Genomic DNA, 15,446 nt, shown 5'->3' with positions numbered 1-15,446 from the left:
ACTCGCTTTCGAAAGGGGCCGGGCAGGGCCGTCAATCGGGCGCTTCCTGTGTCATTTCGCGGCGTAACCGTGGCGGTGTTCACACTTGTGAATGCGGTTGCCGTGTTTTGCGCTGCCGGCCTTTACGGAATCGCAGGAGCTTTTTGCGAGGGTTCGCGAACAGCAACCGGCGCGCCGCCCTGACGGGGCGCGCCCGGGGCATTGCGGCAAGCGGAAGACAGAACATGAGCGCAGTGGAAAAGGTCGAACGGCAGGTCCCGGAACGCGAGGCGGACGCAGGGGGCAAGGCGCCGGACGGCAATGCGGCCTTGTCGATTGCCGGCCTCGGCTTCTTCATGGTCGATGTCCAGACCAAGAAACTCGTGTGGATGGAATCGCCCTCGCTCGACTTCGAGCATGCTGCCGGGCTCAACGAGGCCAGCCTTTCCAACGCGCTGCGCAATCTGGCGCAAAACGACCAGAAACAGATCCTCAGCCTGATCCAGCATGCCGTCAAATACGGCTCCGCCGGCCCGGTCGAGCTTGGCGGCGACGATCTGGGCAACGGCCTGTCGCTGATCGCCACGCGCTATCAGGCCGAAGGCGGGCGTACCTTCGTCATTGCGGTATCGGGTACGGATGCGGAGGACGAGGCCACCGGCACGGCGGTGCGCGGCGTTGCACCGCTGATTCGTCATCTGGTGGAGGGGAGCGAGAAGGCTGTGCTGGTCGTCGACAGTTTCGGCTACCTTCGCTACGCGAACCAGTCGCTCTACGACCTGTTCCACATCAACGATCCGACGTTGTGCATCGGTCGCAACATCGCCCATATCCCCAACCGTGTCGGCAAGACACTGACCTCCGTGGTGCTGACGACGCTGGCGCGCCGGGCGCCGGTCGACGGCAGCAAGCGGTTCTTTCTTGCCTCGGGCGATTCCATGACGTTGACCTACGACCTGATCCCCTTTCGGGTGTCGTCCGGTCTGGGGGGCGTGGTGTTCTCCGCCGAAAAGGTGAACGATTGCGCCGTCGACTTTCAGCAGATCTTCAATCTGGTGCATTCGCCGCTTCTCGTCGTCGATCTCAAGACGCGCATGCTGATTTCGGCCAATGCATCGGCGCGCAAGACCTTTGCCATCACCGAGCAGATGATGGAATCCGCTCCGATCACCGAGACCATGCTGCATCCGCGCACCTTCGTTTCGCTGATCGAGCACGCGCGCAAGAGCAGCTCGACGCCGCTTCAGGCAACCGTCAGCGGCTTTGACGGGGTGACGCGCAGCAAGCGGCTCAGGGCGAGCGTCGTCGACGGCGGGTCGGGCCAATACCTGGTGATCGAAAGCAAGCACTGATCCCGCGGCCGTTTCAGACCCTCTTGCCGTGTCGCACGTCTTGGGTGCGCGCCGCGTCGGCGTGAGCGCGCGGTCGCGCCCGCGCGGTTGCTGCCGCCAACGGATTTGTGTGACCGCCTTTTCGCACGTCGCAGTCGTGCCCGACGGGACGGTCCGCTGCACCGGCGCAGGCGGTTCGCCCTCCCCCGGCGACAGGCTCCGGAGAGATCTCATGAAATAACCTTGTCATTTCATTCAGGGGTCTTTTGTGATTTCAGCAAGTTTTCGATATTTTCAGTAATTTTTACATGAATACTTTGGGCAATTTGTCGGTGTTTTGCCTGATATTTTACATTTTAAGAATATATTTATTTTTGAGGCGCCTGCTGATGTGAGGATGCTATCAGGGGTTGCTTTTGCATGGCTTGAATGACGGCGCCGGGACGATTGGTGTTGCCGCAGGCCGGCGAGGTTGGCCCCGCAGTTCCATCGCTTGCGTGAAAGCGCAGTCCAGGAGGTGTGCCATGAAGAAAAGCCTCTTCCGGTTTTCCGCCGACCGCGGCGGTGTTGCCGCCGTCGAGTTCGCCATTGTCTTGCCGGTGTTCCTGGTGTTGATGCTCGGCATTCTTGCGTATGGCATCTACTTCGGGGCGACGCACAGCCTGGCGCAGCTCGCCGCGGATGCCGCGCGCGCGTCCGTCGCGGGATTGAGCGACGCCGAACGCCAGCGCATCGTCGCCGCCCATATAGCGTCCGCCTCCGGGGACTACGCGATGATCGACGCCAGCAAGGTGGTGGTCGAGGCCGGCCCGATGCCGGGCCTGGGCGAACATTTTCGCGTGGTTGTGCGTTACGACGCGACGGACCTGCCGATCTGGCAGCTCGAGCCCTTCCTGCCTTTGCCGGGCAAGACAATCGAACGCAGCGCGGTCGTGATGCGCGGCGGTTATTGAAGGGAGACGGTCATGTTTGGTCACACCTGCGGAACGTCCGGTTGCTGGCAACGCGGTCGCGGTCTCGTCCGTCGTCTGATTTCGAACCGGCATGGATCGGTGAGCATCATGGCGGGGCTTGCCTTCGTTCTGATGGCCGCGGTGGCGGCCCTCGCCATCGACATTGCCTCGCTTTACCTGGAGCGCCGGCACCTGCAGGGGGCGTCGGACCTCGCCGCCATCGCCGGTGCCGCCGATATCGACAATGCCGAAGTGGCCGTCGCCAGGGCGCTTGCCGCCAACGGGCTGACGGCGACGGCCGACGTGACGCGGGGGCGCTATGTCGCGGACGACGCGGTCCACCACACACAGCGGTTCACGCCGGGCGCGCGTCCCTACAACGCCGTCCAGGTCTTGGCGAAAATGCCCGGCAACATCTTCTTTGCCCGGGTTTTCGACGTGCAGGCGCCGCAAATCAGCGTGAAGGCGACGGCGGCGACGGCTGAACTGGCCGGCTTTACGGTGGGCAGCCGGCTGCTCGCGCTGCGGGAAGGGGTGGCGAACGCCCTTCTGGGCGCGCTTCTGGGCACAACGGTCTCCTTGTCGGTGATGGACTACGAGGCGCTTGCCGACGTCGATCTCGACGTGGTCGACCTGCTTTCGCAGGTCAATGCGTCGGCGGACCTGGAGCTGGGCACCTATGAAGAGCTTCTTGCAGCGGATGTGTCGCTTGCCGACTTTCTCGAGGCGGCCGCCGCGGCGGCGGGAAACGCGCGCGAACCGACCGCGGCCTTCGCATTGCGCCGGCTGTCGGGGACGGCGCGCGCCGGACTGAGCGTGCCGTTGTCGGCCGTGTTCGATGCCGGACCTTACGGCGATCTGGCGATTGGCGAACGTGCGCCGGGCATCGGGCTGCGGGCCTCGGCGATGCAACTCGTCTCGCTGGCGGGGCTGCTGGCGAATGGCGAACGCCAGGTGTCCCTCGATCTCGCCGCCGAGGTGCCCGGTCTTGTGGACCTTCGCCTGGATCTTGTGATTGGCGAACCGCCGCAAGATTCCGCCTTCATGCGGGTGGGGGAAGCCGGCAGCACGGTCGCCACCGCGCAGACGCGGCTCAGGCTCGTGGCGCAGGTCGGCGGTCGCGGACTGCTGAAAACGGTGCAAGTGCGGTTGCCGGTCTACCTGGATGTTGCCTATGCGCAGGCGCGGCTGAGCGGCATTTCCTGCCGTGGCGGACGCGTGTCGCGGGTCAGGGTCGAGGCGCGGCCCGGCATTGCCGACCTGTGGCTCGGGGAGGTCAGGACCGGCGATATCACTGATTTCGAACGCAAGCCGGACGTGGATCCGGCGAGGATCGTCAGCACCGCGCTTATATCGGCCACGGGAAAGGCCCATGTCGAGGCTGGCAGCCAGCATGGCACCCTTTTGACATTCTCGCGCCGCGATATCGAGACGCGCACGGTAAAACGCGTGTCCAGTTCCGGCATCCTGCAAAGCGTTGTCAGTTCCCTGGTGGAGGATCTCGATCTCAGGGTGCGGGTGGTTCTCCTGACGCTTCCGCTCGGGGGTGTGACGGATCTGCTGGGAGAGATCCTGGCTGACCTGGCGCGACCGCTCGACGCGGTCGTGGAAAGTCTGCTGATGACGCTGGGCGTCAGTCTCGGCGAGGCGGACGTGAGCGTGCAGGATGTGCGTTGCAACGGGAGCATGCTTGCCGGCTGACCGGGGCGGGCCGACAGGGGCCGTGCGGGCGCAGCGGCCGACGGGCGATGGCAAGAAGAAGTCGTGAGAAGCGCCGTGCGCCGTGACCGGCGGCCTTGCGCGCGATACCGCGCGCAAGTAGTCTCGCGGCCTGCACTTCATGCCCATTTACCGGGAGATCCCAATGGCCTTCATCGCCGACGCGCTGGCGCGCGTCAAACCCTCCGCCACCATCGCCGTCACCAACAAGGCGCGCGAACTCAAGGCCGCCGGTCGCGACGTGATCGGCCTTGGCGCCGGAGAGCCCGATTTCGACACGCCGGAAAACGTCAAGGCGGCCGCGATCCAGGCGATCCAGGAAGGCAAGACCAAATATACGGCCGTGGACGGCATTCCCGAGCTGAAGGCGGCGATCGCCGGGAAGTTCAAGCGCGAGAACGGCCTGACCTACGAGACCGGTCAGATCACGGTGGGCACCGGCGGCAAGCAGGTGCTCTACAACGCCCTGATCGCGACGATCAATCCGGGTGACGAGGTGATCATCCCCACGCCCTATTGGGTCAGCTATCCGGACATGGTGCTCTTGGCCGGCGGCGAGCCGGTGATCGTGGAGGCCGACAAGACGACCTTCAAGATCACCCCGGAGGCCCTGGAAGCCGCGATCACACCGAAGACCAAGTGGGTGATCTTCAACTCGCCGTCGAACCCGTCGGGCGCCGGCTATTCGCGCGCGGACCTGAAGGCGATCACCGACGTCCTCATGCGTCATCCGCATGTGTGGGTGATGACCGACGACATGTACGAGCATCTCGTCTACGACGATTTCGAGTTCACCACGCCGGCCCAGGTCGAGCCCGGTCTCTACGACCGCACGCTTACGGTCAACGGCGTCTCCAAGGCCTATGCGATGACCGGCTGGCGCATCGGCTATGCCGGCGGCCCGGCGGAGCTGATCAAGGCCATGGCCAAGATCCAGTCGCAGTCGACGTCCAACCCCTGCTCGATCGCGCAGTGGGCGGCCGTGGAGGCGCTGAACGGACCGCAGGACTTCATTCCGGCGAACAACGAGGTCTTCAAGGGCCGCCGCGATCTCGTGGTGTCCATGCTCAACCAGGCCACGGGGATCGACTGTCCGGTTCCGGAAGGCGCCTTCTACGTCTTCCCGTCCTGCGCCGGCACCATCGGCAAGACCGCGCCGTCCGGCAAGGTCATCGAGAGCGACGAGGATTTCGTCACCGAGCTGCTTGAGACCGAGGGCGTTGCCGTGGTGCATGGCTCGGCCTTCGGCCTTGGCCCCAACTTCCGCATTTCCTACGCGACCTCCACGGAAGCGCTGGAAAAGGCGTGCGAGCGCATCCAGCGCTTTTGCGCGAACCTGAAGTAACGCGCGCCCTGCGCTGGGCTCGCTCCGCGACGGTGCGTGATGACAGGCTCCGAAGGCGCGTCATCCCGGCCGAATGCAATGAGAGCCGGGATCGGGGAGGCAAAGTCTTTCGGTGTCTTCTTGCCTGTGAAACACAGGCTTCTGGCTCTCCGATACCGGGTCGCGCTGACGCTTGCCCGGTAGGACGCCTGAAGCGACTCCGGAATTGTCGGCAGGTCGAAAGCCGGCGGGGCAACCCGCCGGCTTTTTTGCGTTTTGCCCGCGTTCCGCGCCCGCCCGTGCTGCGCTGCGGCAACGGATTTCCTTGCGTCCGGCCCGTTTTCGGCGCGACGATAACGATCCGCCGGTACAGGGCGGGATGAGGTTGCACCCGCATATGGCGGGCTTTCACTCTTCACCTGCATTCGGCAGGTGGTGGCTCCGGCGCGCGGCCAGACCCGGTCATCGCCGTGCCCGGACGGCTCCTGCTCGGATCGGCCGCCAGTCTCGGCCCCTGCCGAGGGCGCAACATGGCCGGGAGAGGGAGCGTTCCCCATGAACGGCAACAGGGAGACGGCCGGCAGCGCCCGGCCACGGTGCATCGCCATTCTCGGCCCGTCGGGCAGCGGCAAGACCACGCTGCTGGAGGCGCTGCTTGCGCGGTCCGGTGCGATTTCCCGACAGGGCAGCGTGAGCGCTGGCAACACCGTCGGCGACGGCGCGCCGGAAGCACGCGCCCACACCATGAGCGTCGAGGTCAACGCGGCCGGGGCCGTCTTCATGGACGATCCCTTCACCTTTCTCGATTGTCCCGGAGCGGTTGATTTTCTCGGCGAAACCGTCGGGGTGCTGGCCGGTGTCGATCTGGCGGTCGTCGTGGTCGAGGCGGACGAGAAGAAGGTTCCCGCGCTCCAGCTTATTCTCAAGCAGCTGGAGGACCTCGGCGTTCCCCGCCTCGTCTTCGTCAACAAGATCGACCGGGCCGCGACCCGGATCCGCGATGTGCTGGCGATGCTGCAACCGGCCTCGCGCGCACCGCTGCTGCTGCGCCAGGTGCCGATCTGGAACGATGGCATCGCCACCGGCTACATCGATCTGGCGCTGGAGCGCGCCTATGTCTACCGCGAGCATGCGCCGAGCGAGATCATCGACATTCCAGACGCGGCAATGGCGCGCGAGGTGGAGGCGCGGTTTTCCATGCTGGAGACGCTCGCCGATCACGACGACGCGCTGATGGAGGCGCTGCTGGAAGACCTGGCGCCCGATCCGGACCGGATCTTTGCCGATCTGGCCGAGGAAACGCGCGAGGGGCTGGTCTGCCCGGTGTTCTTCGGGTCCGCCGAGCATGGAAACGGGATCGGCCGTCTGTTGAAGGCGCTGCGGCACGAAACGCCGGATGTTGCGGAAGCCGCTGCGCGGCTGGGGCTGGAGACCGGCGGCGATCCGCTCCTTCAGGTGCTCAAGACCCTGCACACGCCGCATGCCGGGAAGCTCTCGCTGGTGCGGGTCATGAGCGGATCGGTGGCCGATGCCGACACGCTTGCGCGCGGCGATGGCAGTGCGGTCCGGGTGTCGGGGCTCTACACGCTCCTGGGGCAGCAGGCGCACAAGCGCGTCGCCGCCGGTCCGGGCGACACGGTGGCACTCGGCAAGCTCGACGGGGTCGCCACCGGGGAAACGCTTGGAACGACGGCGGTCGAGACACCGCTTGCGCCGGTACACGAAAACATGCCGGTGTTGGGCCTTGCGGTTTTTCCCGCCGAGCGCCGCGACGAGGTCAAGCTCAATGCCGCCCTTGCGAAACTGGCGGAGGAGGACCCGTCGCTCAGCGTCGTCCACGCGCCGGAGAGCGGCGAAACTCTGCTTCGCGGACAGGGGGAAATGCATTTGCGCGTGGCGCTTGAGCGCCTTGCCGGCAAATACGGCCTCCAGGTGGAAACGGCGCCGCCGGGCGTGCCCTACCGCGAGACCATTCGCGGTTCGGCGTCGGCGCGCGCGCGCCACAAGAAGCAGTCGGGCGGGCACGGCCAGTTCGGCGACGTCGCGCTGGAGATCCATCCGCTCGAGCGCGGTGAGGGCTTCGCCTTCACCGACACGATCACCGGCGGCGTCATCCCCAAGCAATACATCCCGGCGGTGCGCGCCGGGGTGGAGGAGGCGATCCGCCACGGGGCGCTGGGCTTTCCGGTGGTGGATCTCGGCGTCACGCTGACCGACGGGTCGTTTCACAGCGTCGATTCCTCCGACCAGGCGTTTCGCATGGCCGCGATCCAGGCGATGCGCGAGGGCCTGCCGAAGTGCAGGCCCGTGCTGCTGGAACCGGTCGACCTGGTGACGATCCGCTGTCCGAGCGAGGCGACGCCGCGGATCAACGGCATTGTCTCGGCGCATCGCGGGCAGTTGCTCGGGTTCGACGCGCGTCCCGGCTGGCCGGGCTGGGATGAGGTGCGCGCCATGATGCCGACGGCGGAAACGACCGATCTCATCGTCGAGTTGCGCTCCGCAACGCAAGGGGTGGCGAGCTTCTCGCGCGTCTTCGACCATCTTGCGGAGCTGAACGGCAAGGCTGCCGAGGAGGTGCGCGCGCGTCGGAACATGCGGGCGGCCTGACGTCCCGTTCAAGGCCGCTCCCCGGACAGCGGGAGCGCTGTCCGGGTGCCCGCGCGAAGGTCGCGACTGGAAACCCGGCGCGGCATGCCTACCTTTTGTTGCGGGGGCTTGTTCGACAGGAGGGACGATCATGCGGTTTCCGGTTTCCGCCCTTGCGCTGGCGGGCGCAGCCATCCTCGCGGCGTTGCCGCAAGCGCTTGCCCAGACCGTGCACGAGGGCGATACCACGCGCTTCGCCGTGACGAAGATGGTGGACGACCTCGATTATCCCTGGGGGTTCGACTTCCTGCCGGACGGGTCGCTTCTGGTGAACGAGATCGACGGGCGCATGTGGTGGGTGTCGGCCGACCGTGCCGAGCGTGTTGAGGTGACAGGCGTGCCTGAGGTGCGCGCCTCCGGGCAGGGCGGATTGCTCGATGTGGTCGTCGCCCCGGATTTCGCCGGAACGGGGGAGATCTTTCTCACCTATTCCGAGCCGGGGCCCGACGGGGCCGGCACCACGGCGGCGCGGGCGCGGCTCCTGCGCGAGGACGGCAATGTGCGTCTTGCCGATGTGAAGGTGATTGCGCGCATGGAGACGCGGACCCCGGGCGGACGGCATTTCGGCTCGCGTGTGGTTCCCGCGCCCGACGGCTCGGTCTATGTCACGACGGGCGACCGGGGCCAGGCGGAGCGCGCGCAGGATCCCTTCGATCGTGCGGGCTCGGTTCTGCGCGTCACCCGCGACGGCGGCATTCCGGCCGACAATCCCCACGCCAACGGCGAGACGGCGCTGCCGGAGATGTGGTCGACCGGTCATCGCAACATCCAGGGGGCCGCGATCGAACCGGAAACCGGCGCGCTTTGGACCGTCGAGCACGGTGCGCGCGGCGGCGACGAGATCAACCGCCCGAAGGCCGGGCGCAACTACGGCTGGCCGGTGATTTCCTACGGGCGGCATTATTCCGGCGGCGAGATCGGCGTCGGCACCAGTGCGGAAGGCTATGAACAGCCCCTCCACTACTGGGATCCCTCCATCGCGCCGTCCGGCATGGCCTTCTACACGGGCGACGCCATTCCCGCCTGGACCGGCGATCTCTTCGTCGGCGCGCTCAAGGACCAGCTTGTCTCCCGGCTTGAGGTCGAGGCGGGGGAGGTGACCGGCGAGGAGCGGTTGATCGTCGGCGATTACGGGCGCATCCGCACACTTCGAAACGGCCCCGACGGGGCATTGTGGTTTTCCACCGACGAGGCGGGGGGCGCGCTTTACCGGATCTCGGCCGCGCCATAGGCCGGATTGTTCACGGCACATCAAGCGGGCTTGATTTGTGTGCGAGCGCGGCCAGGTATAACCGGGAGGCAAGCGCGTCAGCACCTTGAGAGGAAAGGCATCGCCATGCCGACCATACACAAACGGTCCTGGGACCTCCCCGAATCGTCCGTCACGCCCGAGCATGTGTTCCTGAACCGCCGTCAGATCCTTGCGGGCTTCGGCCTGGCGGCGGCAGGCGGCGTCGCGGGCGGGGCGCTGTTTTCCCGCTCGGCCCTTGCCGCCGACGATCCGAGCGCATCGCTTTATCCGGTTGAACGCAACGACGCCTACAAGGTCGAGCGCGCCATCACGCCGGAGAAAGTCTCCTCCACCTACAACAACTTCTATGAGTTCGGCTCGCACAAGCAGATCGCGAGTGCCGCCCAGGCGCTGAAGATCCGGCCCTGGGAGGTGAAGATCGACGGGCTTTGCGACAATCCGCAAACAATCGGCATCGACGAGCTCTTGTCGAAGGTGCAGCTGGAGGAGCGGGTCTACCGCCACCGCTGCGTCGAGGCCTGGGCGATGACCGTGCCGTGGTCGGGCTTTCCGCTTGCCGATCTCGTCAAGCTCGCCGGCCCGCAGGCGGGCGCGAAATACGTCCGCATGGAGACCTTCCTCGATCCGGAGGTGGCCAGCGGCCAGCGCGCCTCATGGAACCCCTGGCCCTATGTGGAGGGGCTGACCATCGAGGAAGCGACCAATGAGCTCGCCTTCATGGCGACGGGGATCTACGGCAAGCCGCTCGCCAATCAGTTCGGCGCGCCGCTTCGCCTCGCCGTGCCGTGGAAATACGGTTTCAAATCGATCAAATCCATTGTTCGCTTCACCTTCACCGACCAGCGTCCGGTGAGTTTCTGGGAACAGATCCAGGCGGCGGAATACGGCTTCTGGGCCAATGTGAACCCGGAGGTTCCGCATCCGCGCTGGAGCCAGGCGACGGAACGCCTGCTCGCCACCGACGAGCGCGTCCCCACCCGCCTCTACAATGGCTACGGCGAACAGGTCGCCCATCTCTACAAGGACCTGGAGGGCGAGGCGCTCTTCATGTGAGGGAGGGAGAGGACGTCCTGGCGTCAAACGGTCCCGGCACCTCGGCGCGCCGAAGCGCCGCACCGAGGTGCCGGGCTCCGGTCGTTGCCCGTTCCCTGTAGAGCGGCCAGCTCTGGGTCAATCCCTCGATGACCTGCATCAATTCGATTTTTCGGCCGGATAGCCCCGTCGCCCCGGCCGCGCGTTCCGCGACCTCCGACTTGTGCCGCTCAAGCAGCGCTTTCAGTTCGTTGTCGTCCGGGTTGGCCGCCACGGCTGCATGAAACAGGCAGCCGTGAGAGGTCTCGCGCTCCATCCACAGGCCGATACGCTCGAACAGGGCGTCAAGCGCGGCTTCATGACCCATCGGCAGATCCGAAAAGACATGGTCGAGATAGCGCCGATGACGATGCTCGAGCGCAATACGGACCATCCGGTCGCGTGAGGGGGCGTATTTGTAGAGCGTACGCAAGCTCACCCCCGCCGCGTCGCGCAGATCTTCCACGCTTGGCACCGCAAAGCCCCGGCGCGCAAAGGCGCTCTCCAGTCCCGCCGCTATCCTCGCCATCGTATCCGTCATGCTTGACGATGTAGAGCGATTGTTCTACTTGTGCAAGTAGAGTAATCATTCTACCTGACGAAAGGCGACAAGGATGACGATACCGGGGATGATGAAAGGCATGGTCCTGACCGGCCATGGCGGGCTCGACAGGCTGGAGTGGCGCGAGGATCTGCCGGTTCCCGTCCCGGCGGCAGGGGAGGTGCTGATCCGGGTTGGCGCGGCCGCGATCAACAACACCGACGTCAACACCCGTACGGGTTGGTATTCGAAGGCCATTCGCGGCGACACCGCGTCGGGCGCGGCAAAGGGCTACGGCAATCTGGTCGAAAAGGATGGAGGCTGGTCCGGTGCGGCGCTGTCCTTTCCCCGCATCCAGGGCGCTGATTGCTGCGGCGAGATCGTCGCGCACGGCACCGACGTGCCTGCCGCCAGGGTTGGGGAAAGGGTGCTCGTTCGCGCCGTCCAGCCTGCAGCTGGAGCCGGCACGGGTGTTGGCGCGTCGACGTTCGGATCCGAACGCGATGGCGCTTTCGCCGAGTATACGTGCGTTGCGTCCGAGAATGCGGTCGCTATTCAGTCAGGTCTTTCGGACGTGGAACTGGCGTCATTTCCCTGCGCTTTTTCAACAGCGGAGGGGATGATTCAGCGGGCCTCGCTCGGGGCGGAGCGCGTGCTGGTGACGGGGGCATCGGGCGGTGTCGGTTCCGCTGCGGTTCAGTTGGCCCGGCGTCGCGGTGCCCATGTTACTGCCGTGAGCAGCCCGCAGAAGGTGGATGCGCTGCGCGAACTCGGTGCCGACGAGGTGCTGGCACGCGATGCAGAGCCGCCCGCGCAGGCGTTCGACGTGGTTCTTGATCTTGTCGGCGGCGCGTGGTGGCCGGCGTTGGTCGAGGCCTTGCATCCGGGCGGGCGCTATGTGACGGCCGGCGCAATCGCGGGACCCATCGTGGAACTGGACCTGCGTACGCTCTATCTGCGCGACCTTGCCTTCTTCGGCTGCACCCATCAGCCGGCCAGCGTCTTTGCCGATCTCGTCCGCTATATCGAGGCGGGAGAAATCCGCCCGGTGGTTGCCAGGACCTATCCGCTGCAGGACTTGCGCGCCGCCCAGGAAGCGTTCCTGTCGAAGGTCCATGTCGGAAAGATCTGTCTTGTGGTCCGGGAGTGAGGCACGCTAAGGGCGGGAAAGACTTCTGGTCGGCTGCTGTCCCCTGGAATCCGGGCAAAAAAAAATGCCGGGTCCGAAGACCCGGCAGTTATTTGATTTTGCCACCTAAGTGGCGCAATCACCTTCCAGAGGGGAACAGCTGGTCGCATAATACGTCGCTGGGAGGAGGTAGCGACGAAGCAGACCAACAGCCTGTTGCTTATATGCAGTGCACAACGTGCTTATTCAAGAAGCAGTGTTGCATTGCTGATATGCATTTTGCGCGTATCTGGTTCGCAGCCCTGCGCCCGTGTGTTGCCGGCCCGGTCCAGACGTCTGAATTTTCAGCGAAATGCCTGAATTTTTATCATGATTTCCGGGATGAATTCTTCCGCAGCGGAATGCCGTCGTGCAGGCGGACGGATGGCGTCTCACGGATCGCCATCGGCGATGCGGCAATGCAGCGAAATCAGGCCAGAGCACCGGGCGCGCGTCGTGGATCAGAACGTCCAGCGTTCCGCCTTGGACAGCAGGAAGTCGCGGAAGGCGGTGATGCGCGCCGTGTTCTTCAGTTCCGAGGGGTAGACGAAATAGGTGTCGAAGCTTGGAACGTCGGCTTCGGGAAGGAGCTGGACCAGCCCCGAGCCTTCCTCGTTGATGTAGTCGGGAAGGATGGCGATGCCGATGCCGCGTTCCACCGCGCGCCTTATGGCGACGACATTGTTTATGCGCAAGACGCACCGCCGTTGCTGGCCGGAGGGAAGGCCGGCGGTTTCCAGCCAGTTCATGTCGCGCAGATAGGCCGGGGCATGTTCGCCAAAGGTGATGATGCGGTGGCCGTCGAGCTCGTCTATCGACTTGGGCGAGCCGAAGCGCTGGATGTAGGACGGTGCCGCGAACAGATGGAAATGCACCGTGAACAGCTTGCGCTGGATCAGGTCCGGCTGGGTCGGCTGGCGCAGGCGGATGGCGACATCGGCCTCGCGCATGCCGAGATCGAGCTCGTCGTCGTCGAAAATGAGCCTGAGTTCCATCTCCGGATAGAGATCCAAGAACTCGTTCAGCCGCTGTGTCAGCCAGGTCGAGCCGAGGCCCACCGTGGTGGTGATCCGCAGAACGCCGCTCGGTTTCTCGCGGCTGTCGGTGAGGCGCGACTGCGCGGCCTCCAGCTTCATGAAGACCTCGCGCGCGGTGCGGTAAAGCACCTCGCCCTGTTCGGTCAGCAAGAGCCCGCGCGCATGGCGATGGAACAGCGGGACCTTGAGGTCGTGCTCCAGCGCGCTCACCTGCCGGCTGACCGCCGACTGGCTCATGTTCAGCGTGTCGCCCGCGTGGGTGAAACTTCCCGCTTGCGCCGCAGCATGAAAGATGCGGAGTTTGTCCCAGTCCAACGGCACAGTGACCAGCCTTTGTTCGTTCTTTTGCGTAGGTCGGAAGTCTATTCGGCCGCTTCGGCTTCTGCAACGTCCAGTGCGGCGAGATAGCGTTCGGCTTCAAGTGCTGCCATGCAGCCCATTCCGGCCGCGGTGACCGCCTGGCGGTAGATCTCGTCGGTGACGTCGCCGGCGGCGTAAACGCCGGGGATCGAGGTCTGCGTGCTGTCCGGCGCGGTCCAGATGTAGCCCGACGGCTTCATCTCGATCTGGTCCTTGAAGAGCTCCACGGCCGGGGCGTGGCCGATGGCGACGAAGAAGCCGTCGCCCGCGATCTCGCTGGTCTCGCCGGTCTTGACGTTGCGGATCCGTGCGCCGGTCACCGCCTTGGGAACCCCGCCACCGAGCACCTCTTCCACCACGCTGTCCCAGACCACCTCGATCTTGGGGTTCTTCTCCAGCCGGTCCTGCAGGATGCGTTCGGCGCGGAATTCGTCGCGCCGGTGCACGACCGTCACCTTGGAGGCGAGATTGGCGAGGTAGAGCGCCTCTTCCACGGCGGTGTTGCCGCCGCCGACCACGATGACCTCCTTGCCCCGGTAGAAGAAGCCGTCGCAGGTGGCGCAGGCCGAGACGCCGGCGCCCATGAAGGCGTCCTCGGAGGGAATGCCGAGCCACTTGGCCTGCGCGCCGGTCGCGATCACCAGCGCGTCGGTGGTGTAGACCGTGCCGCTGTCGCCGGTCAGGCGCACGGGGCGGGTGGAGAGATCGGCCTCGAGGATCGTGTCGTAGATGATTTCGGTGCCGACGTTTTCCGCCTGCTTGCGCATTTCCTCCATCAGCCAGGGGCCCTGGATCGGATCGGCGAAGCCTGGATAGTTTTCCACCTCGGTGGTGATCGTGAGCTGGCCGCCGGGCTGGATGCCGGTGACGAGCGCCGGCTCGAGCATGGCGCGCGCGGCATAGACGGCGGCGGTATAGCCGGCCGGGCCGGATCCGACGATCAGGAGCTTGTGATGCTGTTCGGTCATGGTCGCACTCTCCTTAAAAAGCCGGGCCTTCGAAAAGGCGGGGTCTCCGGCGTCTCCCGGTGGCTGGCGTGCGGCGCCGGCTAGCGGATGCCGGCGCGATGCGTCGCGTAGGCCCATTTGATCGCCTGGGCGATCCGCGGGGTTGAATCGATTGGCTCGTAGGTAGTCGTTTTCAATCGTCCAGGGAAGGGGTGGACGGCACCAATGCGCGTCAATGCCTCCAGAAACACGTTGAATTTTCTGTGTCCGCCGGACGGATGAAACACATGGACCGGCCGACCGGTCGCCAGGGCCTCGCCGATCATGTTGGCGGAGTCGGCGGTGGCGACGATGGCATCGGCATTGGCCAGGTACTGAAGCAGCGGATTTTCGCCTTCGCCCGACCACGCCACATGGTCCGGCGATGTGGCAAGGGGCGCGAGTGCGTCCAGCAGCGGCTGTGGCGTGCGCCGGGACGGCGTGATCATCAAGCGCGCACCGTCGTCGGCGATCCGCTCCAGCCCCTCGACAAACCGGGTGACGTCCAGATCCAGGAACCGGTGCGTGCGGCTGTCGCCACCGACCAGCACCGCGACGCGCGGATGCGCCAGGGCGGCGATGTCGGGGAGGGGGGCTGCGCGCGCGGCCTCGATGCGCGCCTGCGAAAAGCGGTGCGGGCCGCTTGCCGTCACCAGCACGTTGTCGCCGCGCAATCTGTCATGCTCGGCGACCCAGATCAGGTCGGCCGCCTTGGTGCCGATGCGCGGGTCCTTGAGAAACACGGTGAAGGTCCGCCCCCCGCTGTCGCGCTTGATCCGCGCCAGATAGGCCACGGCGCGCCTGCCCGAGGCAATCGCGATGTCGGGGAAGGGCGGCGCGATCGGCGAGCCGGGCTTGTCGGGCGCGTCGCGCGGGTCGATGCCGGTCCAGGGCATCAGCCAGCTCCAGGGCGCGCGCGGCGCCACGCGGCGGAGTTCATGGGGGCGGCCCCCGAGCGCTTCCGCCACGCCAATGCACTGGGTCTCGTCGCCGGCCTTGCCGTCGCTGACGATCCAGATCCTTGCGTCGTCCACAGCCGTTTCGCTTTCGTGATATTTCTTGTTCATGCCGCTCGT

12 protein-coding genes are annotated in these 15,446 nt (G+C 65.6%); 8 read left to right on the top strand and 4 right to left on the bottom strand.

Features of this window, described 5'->3' with window-relative positions; genetic code table 11:
* The first annotated feature begins 224 nt into the window (after nt 1-224).
* The 7 genes from G572_RS0114260 (at nt 225) to msrP (ending at nt 10,260) form a co-directional block, all read left to right on the top strand.
* Nucleotides 225-1,331: a nitrogen regulation protein NR(II) gene (locus tag G572_RS0114260; protein ID WP_037546894.1), complete on the top strand. Its 1,107-nt coding sequence runs from the start codon at nt 225-227 to the stop codon at nt 1,329-1,331.
* Nucleotides 1,332-1,834: 503 nt separating this feature from the next.
* Entirely contained in the window at nt 1,835-2,263 is a 429-nt protein-coding gene (locus G572_RS0114255) for a TadE/TadG family type IV pilus assembly protein (RefSeq protein WP_029059048.1), read from the top strand.
* 12 nt (nt 2,264-2,275) lie between these two features.
* Complete coding sequence (locus G572_RS0114250; protein WP_029059047.1) at nt 2,276-3,964, top strand: TadG family pilus assembly protein; 1,689 nt, start codon at nt 2,276-2,278, stop codon at nt 3,962-3,964.
* A gap of 163 nt (nt 3,965-4,127) precedes the next feature.
* Nucleotides 4,128-5,327, top strand: coding sequence for a pyridoxal phosphate-dependent aminotransferase (locus G572_RS0114245; RefSeq protein ID WP_029059046.1), 1,200 nt, complete (start codon nt 4,128-4,130; stop codon nt 5,325-5,327).
* A gap of 534 nt (nt 5,328-5,861) precedes the next feature.
* Nucleotides 5,862-7,916 carry an elongation factor G gene (locus G572_RS23990; protein ID WP_037546892.1) on the top strand — a complete coding sequence of 685 codons (2,055 nt, stop codon included), beginning with the start codon at nt 5,862-5,864 and terminating at the stop codon, nt 7,914-7,916.
* A 130-nt stretch (nt 7,917-8,046) separates the two neighbouring features.
* Nucleotides 8,047-9,186: a PQQ-dependent sugar dehydrogenase gene (locus G572_RS0114235; RefSeq protein ID WP_029059045.1), complete on the top strand. Its 1,140-nt coding sequence runs from the start codon at nt 8,047-8,049 to the stop codon at nt 9,184-9,186.
* Nucleotides 9,187-9,291: 105 nt separating this feature from the next.
* Nucleotides 9,292-10,260 carry a protein-methionine-sulfoxide reductase catalytic subunit MsrP gene (msrP, locus tag G572_RS0114230; RefSeq protein WP_029059044.1) on the top strand — a complete coding sequence of 323 codons (969 nt, stop codon included), beginning with the start codon at nt 9,292-9,294 and terminating at the stop codon, nt 10,258-10,260.
* Here the strand turns inward: msrP and G572_RS23985 are convergent.
* On the bottom strand, nt 10,253-10,807 hold the full coding sequence (locus G572_RS23985) for a TetR/AcrR family transcriptional regulator (RefSeq protein ID WP_245566226.1): 555 nt from the start codon (nt 10,805-10,807) through the stop codon (nt 10,253-10,255). The genes msrP and G572_RS23985 overlap by 8 nt on opposite strands.
* A gap of 85 nt (nt 10,808-10,892) precedes the next feature.
* Between G572_RS23985 and G572_RS0114220 the strand changes: the two genes are divergently transcribed.
* Complete coding sequence (locus tag G572_RS0114220; RefSeq protein WP_029059043.1) at nt 10,893-11,969, top strand: alcohol dehydrogenase family protein; 1,077 nt, start codon at nt 10,893-10,895, stop codon at nt 11,967-11,969.
* Between the two features lie 479 nt (nt 11,970-12,448).
* Here the strand turns inward: G572_RS0114220 and G572_RS0114215 are convergent, their stop codons facing one another.
* From G572_RS0114215 to G572_RS0114205, 3 genes are all read right to left on the bottom strand, one after another.
* The gene (locus G572_RS0114215; RefSeq protein WP_029059042.1) at nt 12,449-13,339 is read right to left on the bottom strand and encodes a LysR family transcriptional regulator; all 891 of its coding nucleotides are present in this window, start codon (nt 13,337-13,339) and stop codon (nt 12,449-12,451) included.
* Between the two features lie 47 nt (nt 13,340-13,386).
* Nucleotides 13,387-14,352 (bottom strand): thioredoxin-disulfide reductase, encoded by a 966-nt coding sequence (trxB, locus tag G572_RS0114210; RefSeq protein WP_029059041.1) that lies wholly within the window; start codon nt 14,350-14,352, stop codon nt 13,387-13,389.
* An 80-nt stretch (nt 14,353-14,432) separates the two neighbouring features.
* Nucleotides 14,433-15,437, bottom strand: a complete 1,005-nt coding sequence (locus tag G572_RS0114205) for a mitochondrial fission ELM1 family protein (protein ID WP_029059040.1) — start codon at nt 15,435-15,437, stop codon at nt 14,433-14,435.
* Nucleotides 15,438-15,446 lie beyond the last annotated feature (9 nt).

Origin of the sequence: Stappia stellulata DSM 5886 (genome assembly GCF_000423705.1) — a bacterium.
Taxonomy (GTDB): domain Bacteria; phylum Pseudomonadota; class Alphaproteobacteria; order Rhizobiales; family Stappiaceae; genus Stappia; species Stappia stellulata.
The sequence above is the reverse complement of the archived record's forward strand: the minus strand, read 5'-3'. Positions and strand labels throughout refer to the sequence as shown.

Bases quoted from the DNA above. Each gene is read 5' to 3' on its own strand.
- G572_RS0114260 (WP_037546894.1), top strand. From the start codon at position 225: ATGAGCGCAGTGGAAAAGGTCGAACGGCAGGTCCCGGAACGCGAGGCG.
- G572_RS0114255 (WP_029059048.1), top strand. From the start codon at position 1,835: ATGAAGAAAAGCCTCTTCCGGTTTTCCGCCGACCGCGGCGGTGTTGCC.
- G572_RS0114250 (WP_029059047.1), top strand. From the start codon at position 2,276: ATGTTTGGTCACACCTGCGGAACGTCCGGTTGCTGGCAACGCGGTCGC.
- G572_RS0114245 (WP_029059046.1), top strand. From the start codon at position 4,128: ATGGCCTTCATCGCCGACGCGCTGGCGCGCGTCAAACCCTCCGCCACC.
- G572_RS23990 (WP_037546892.1), top strand. From the start codon at position 5,862: ATGAACGGCAACAGGGAGACGGCCGGCAGCGCCCGGCCACGGTGCATC.
- G572_RS0114235 (WP_029059045.1), top strand. From the start codon at position 8,047: ATGCGGTTTCCGGTTTCCGCCCTTGCGCTGGCGGGCGCAGCCATCCTC.
- msrP (WP_029059044.1), top strand. From the start codon at position 9,292: ATGCCGACCATACACAAACGGTCCTGGGACCTCCCCGAATCGTCCGTC.
- G572_RS23985 (WP_245566226.1), bottom strand. From the start codon at position 10,807: ATGGCGAGGATAGCGGCGGGACTGGAGAGCGCCTTTGCGCGCCGGGGC.
- G572_RS0114220 (WP_029059043.1), top strand. From the start codon at position 10,893: ATGACGATACCGGGGATGATGAAAGGCATGGTCCTGACCGGCCATGGC.
- trxB (WP_029059041.1), bottom strand. From the start codon at position 14,352: ATGACCGAACAGCATCACAAGCTCCTGATCGTCGGATCCGGCCCGGCC.
- G572_RS0114205 (WP_029059040.1), bottom strand. From the start codon at position 15,437: ATGAACAAGAAATATCACGAAAGCGAAACGGCTGTGGACGACGCAAGG.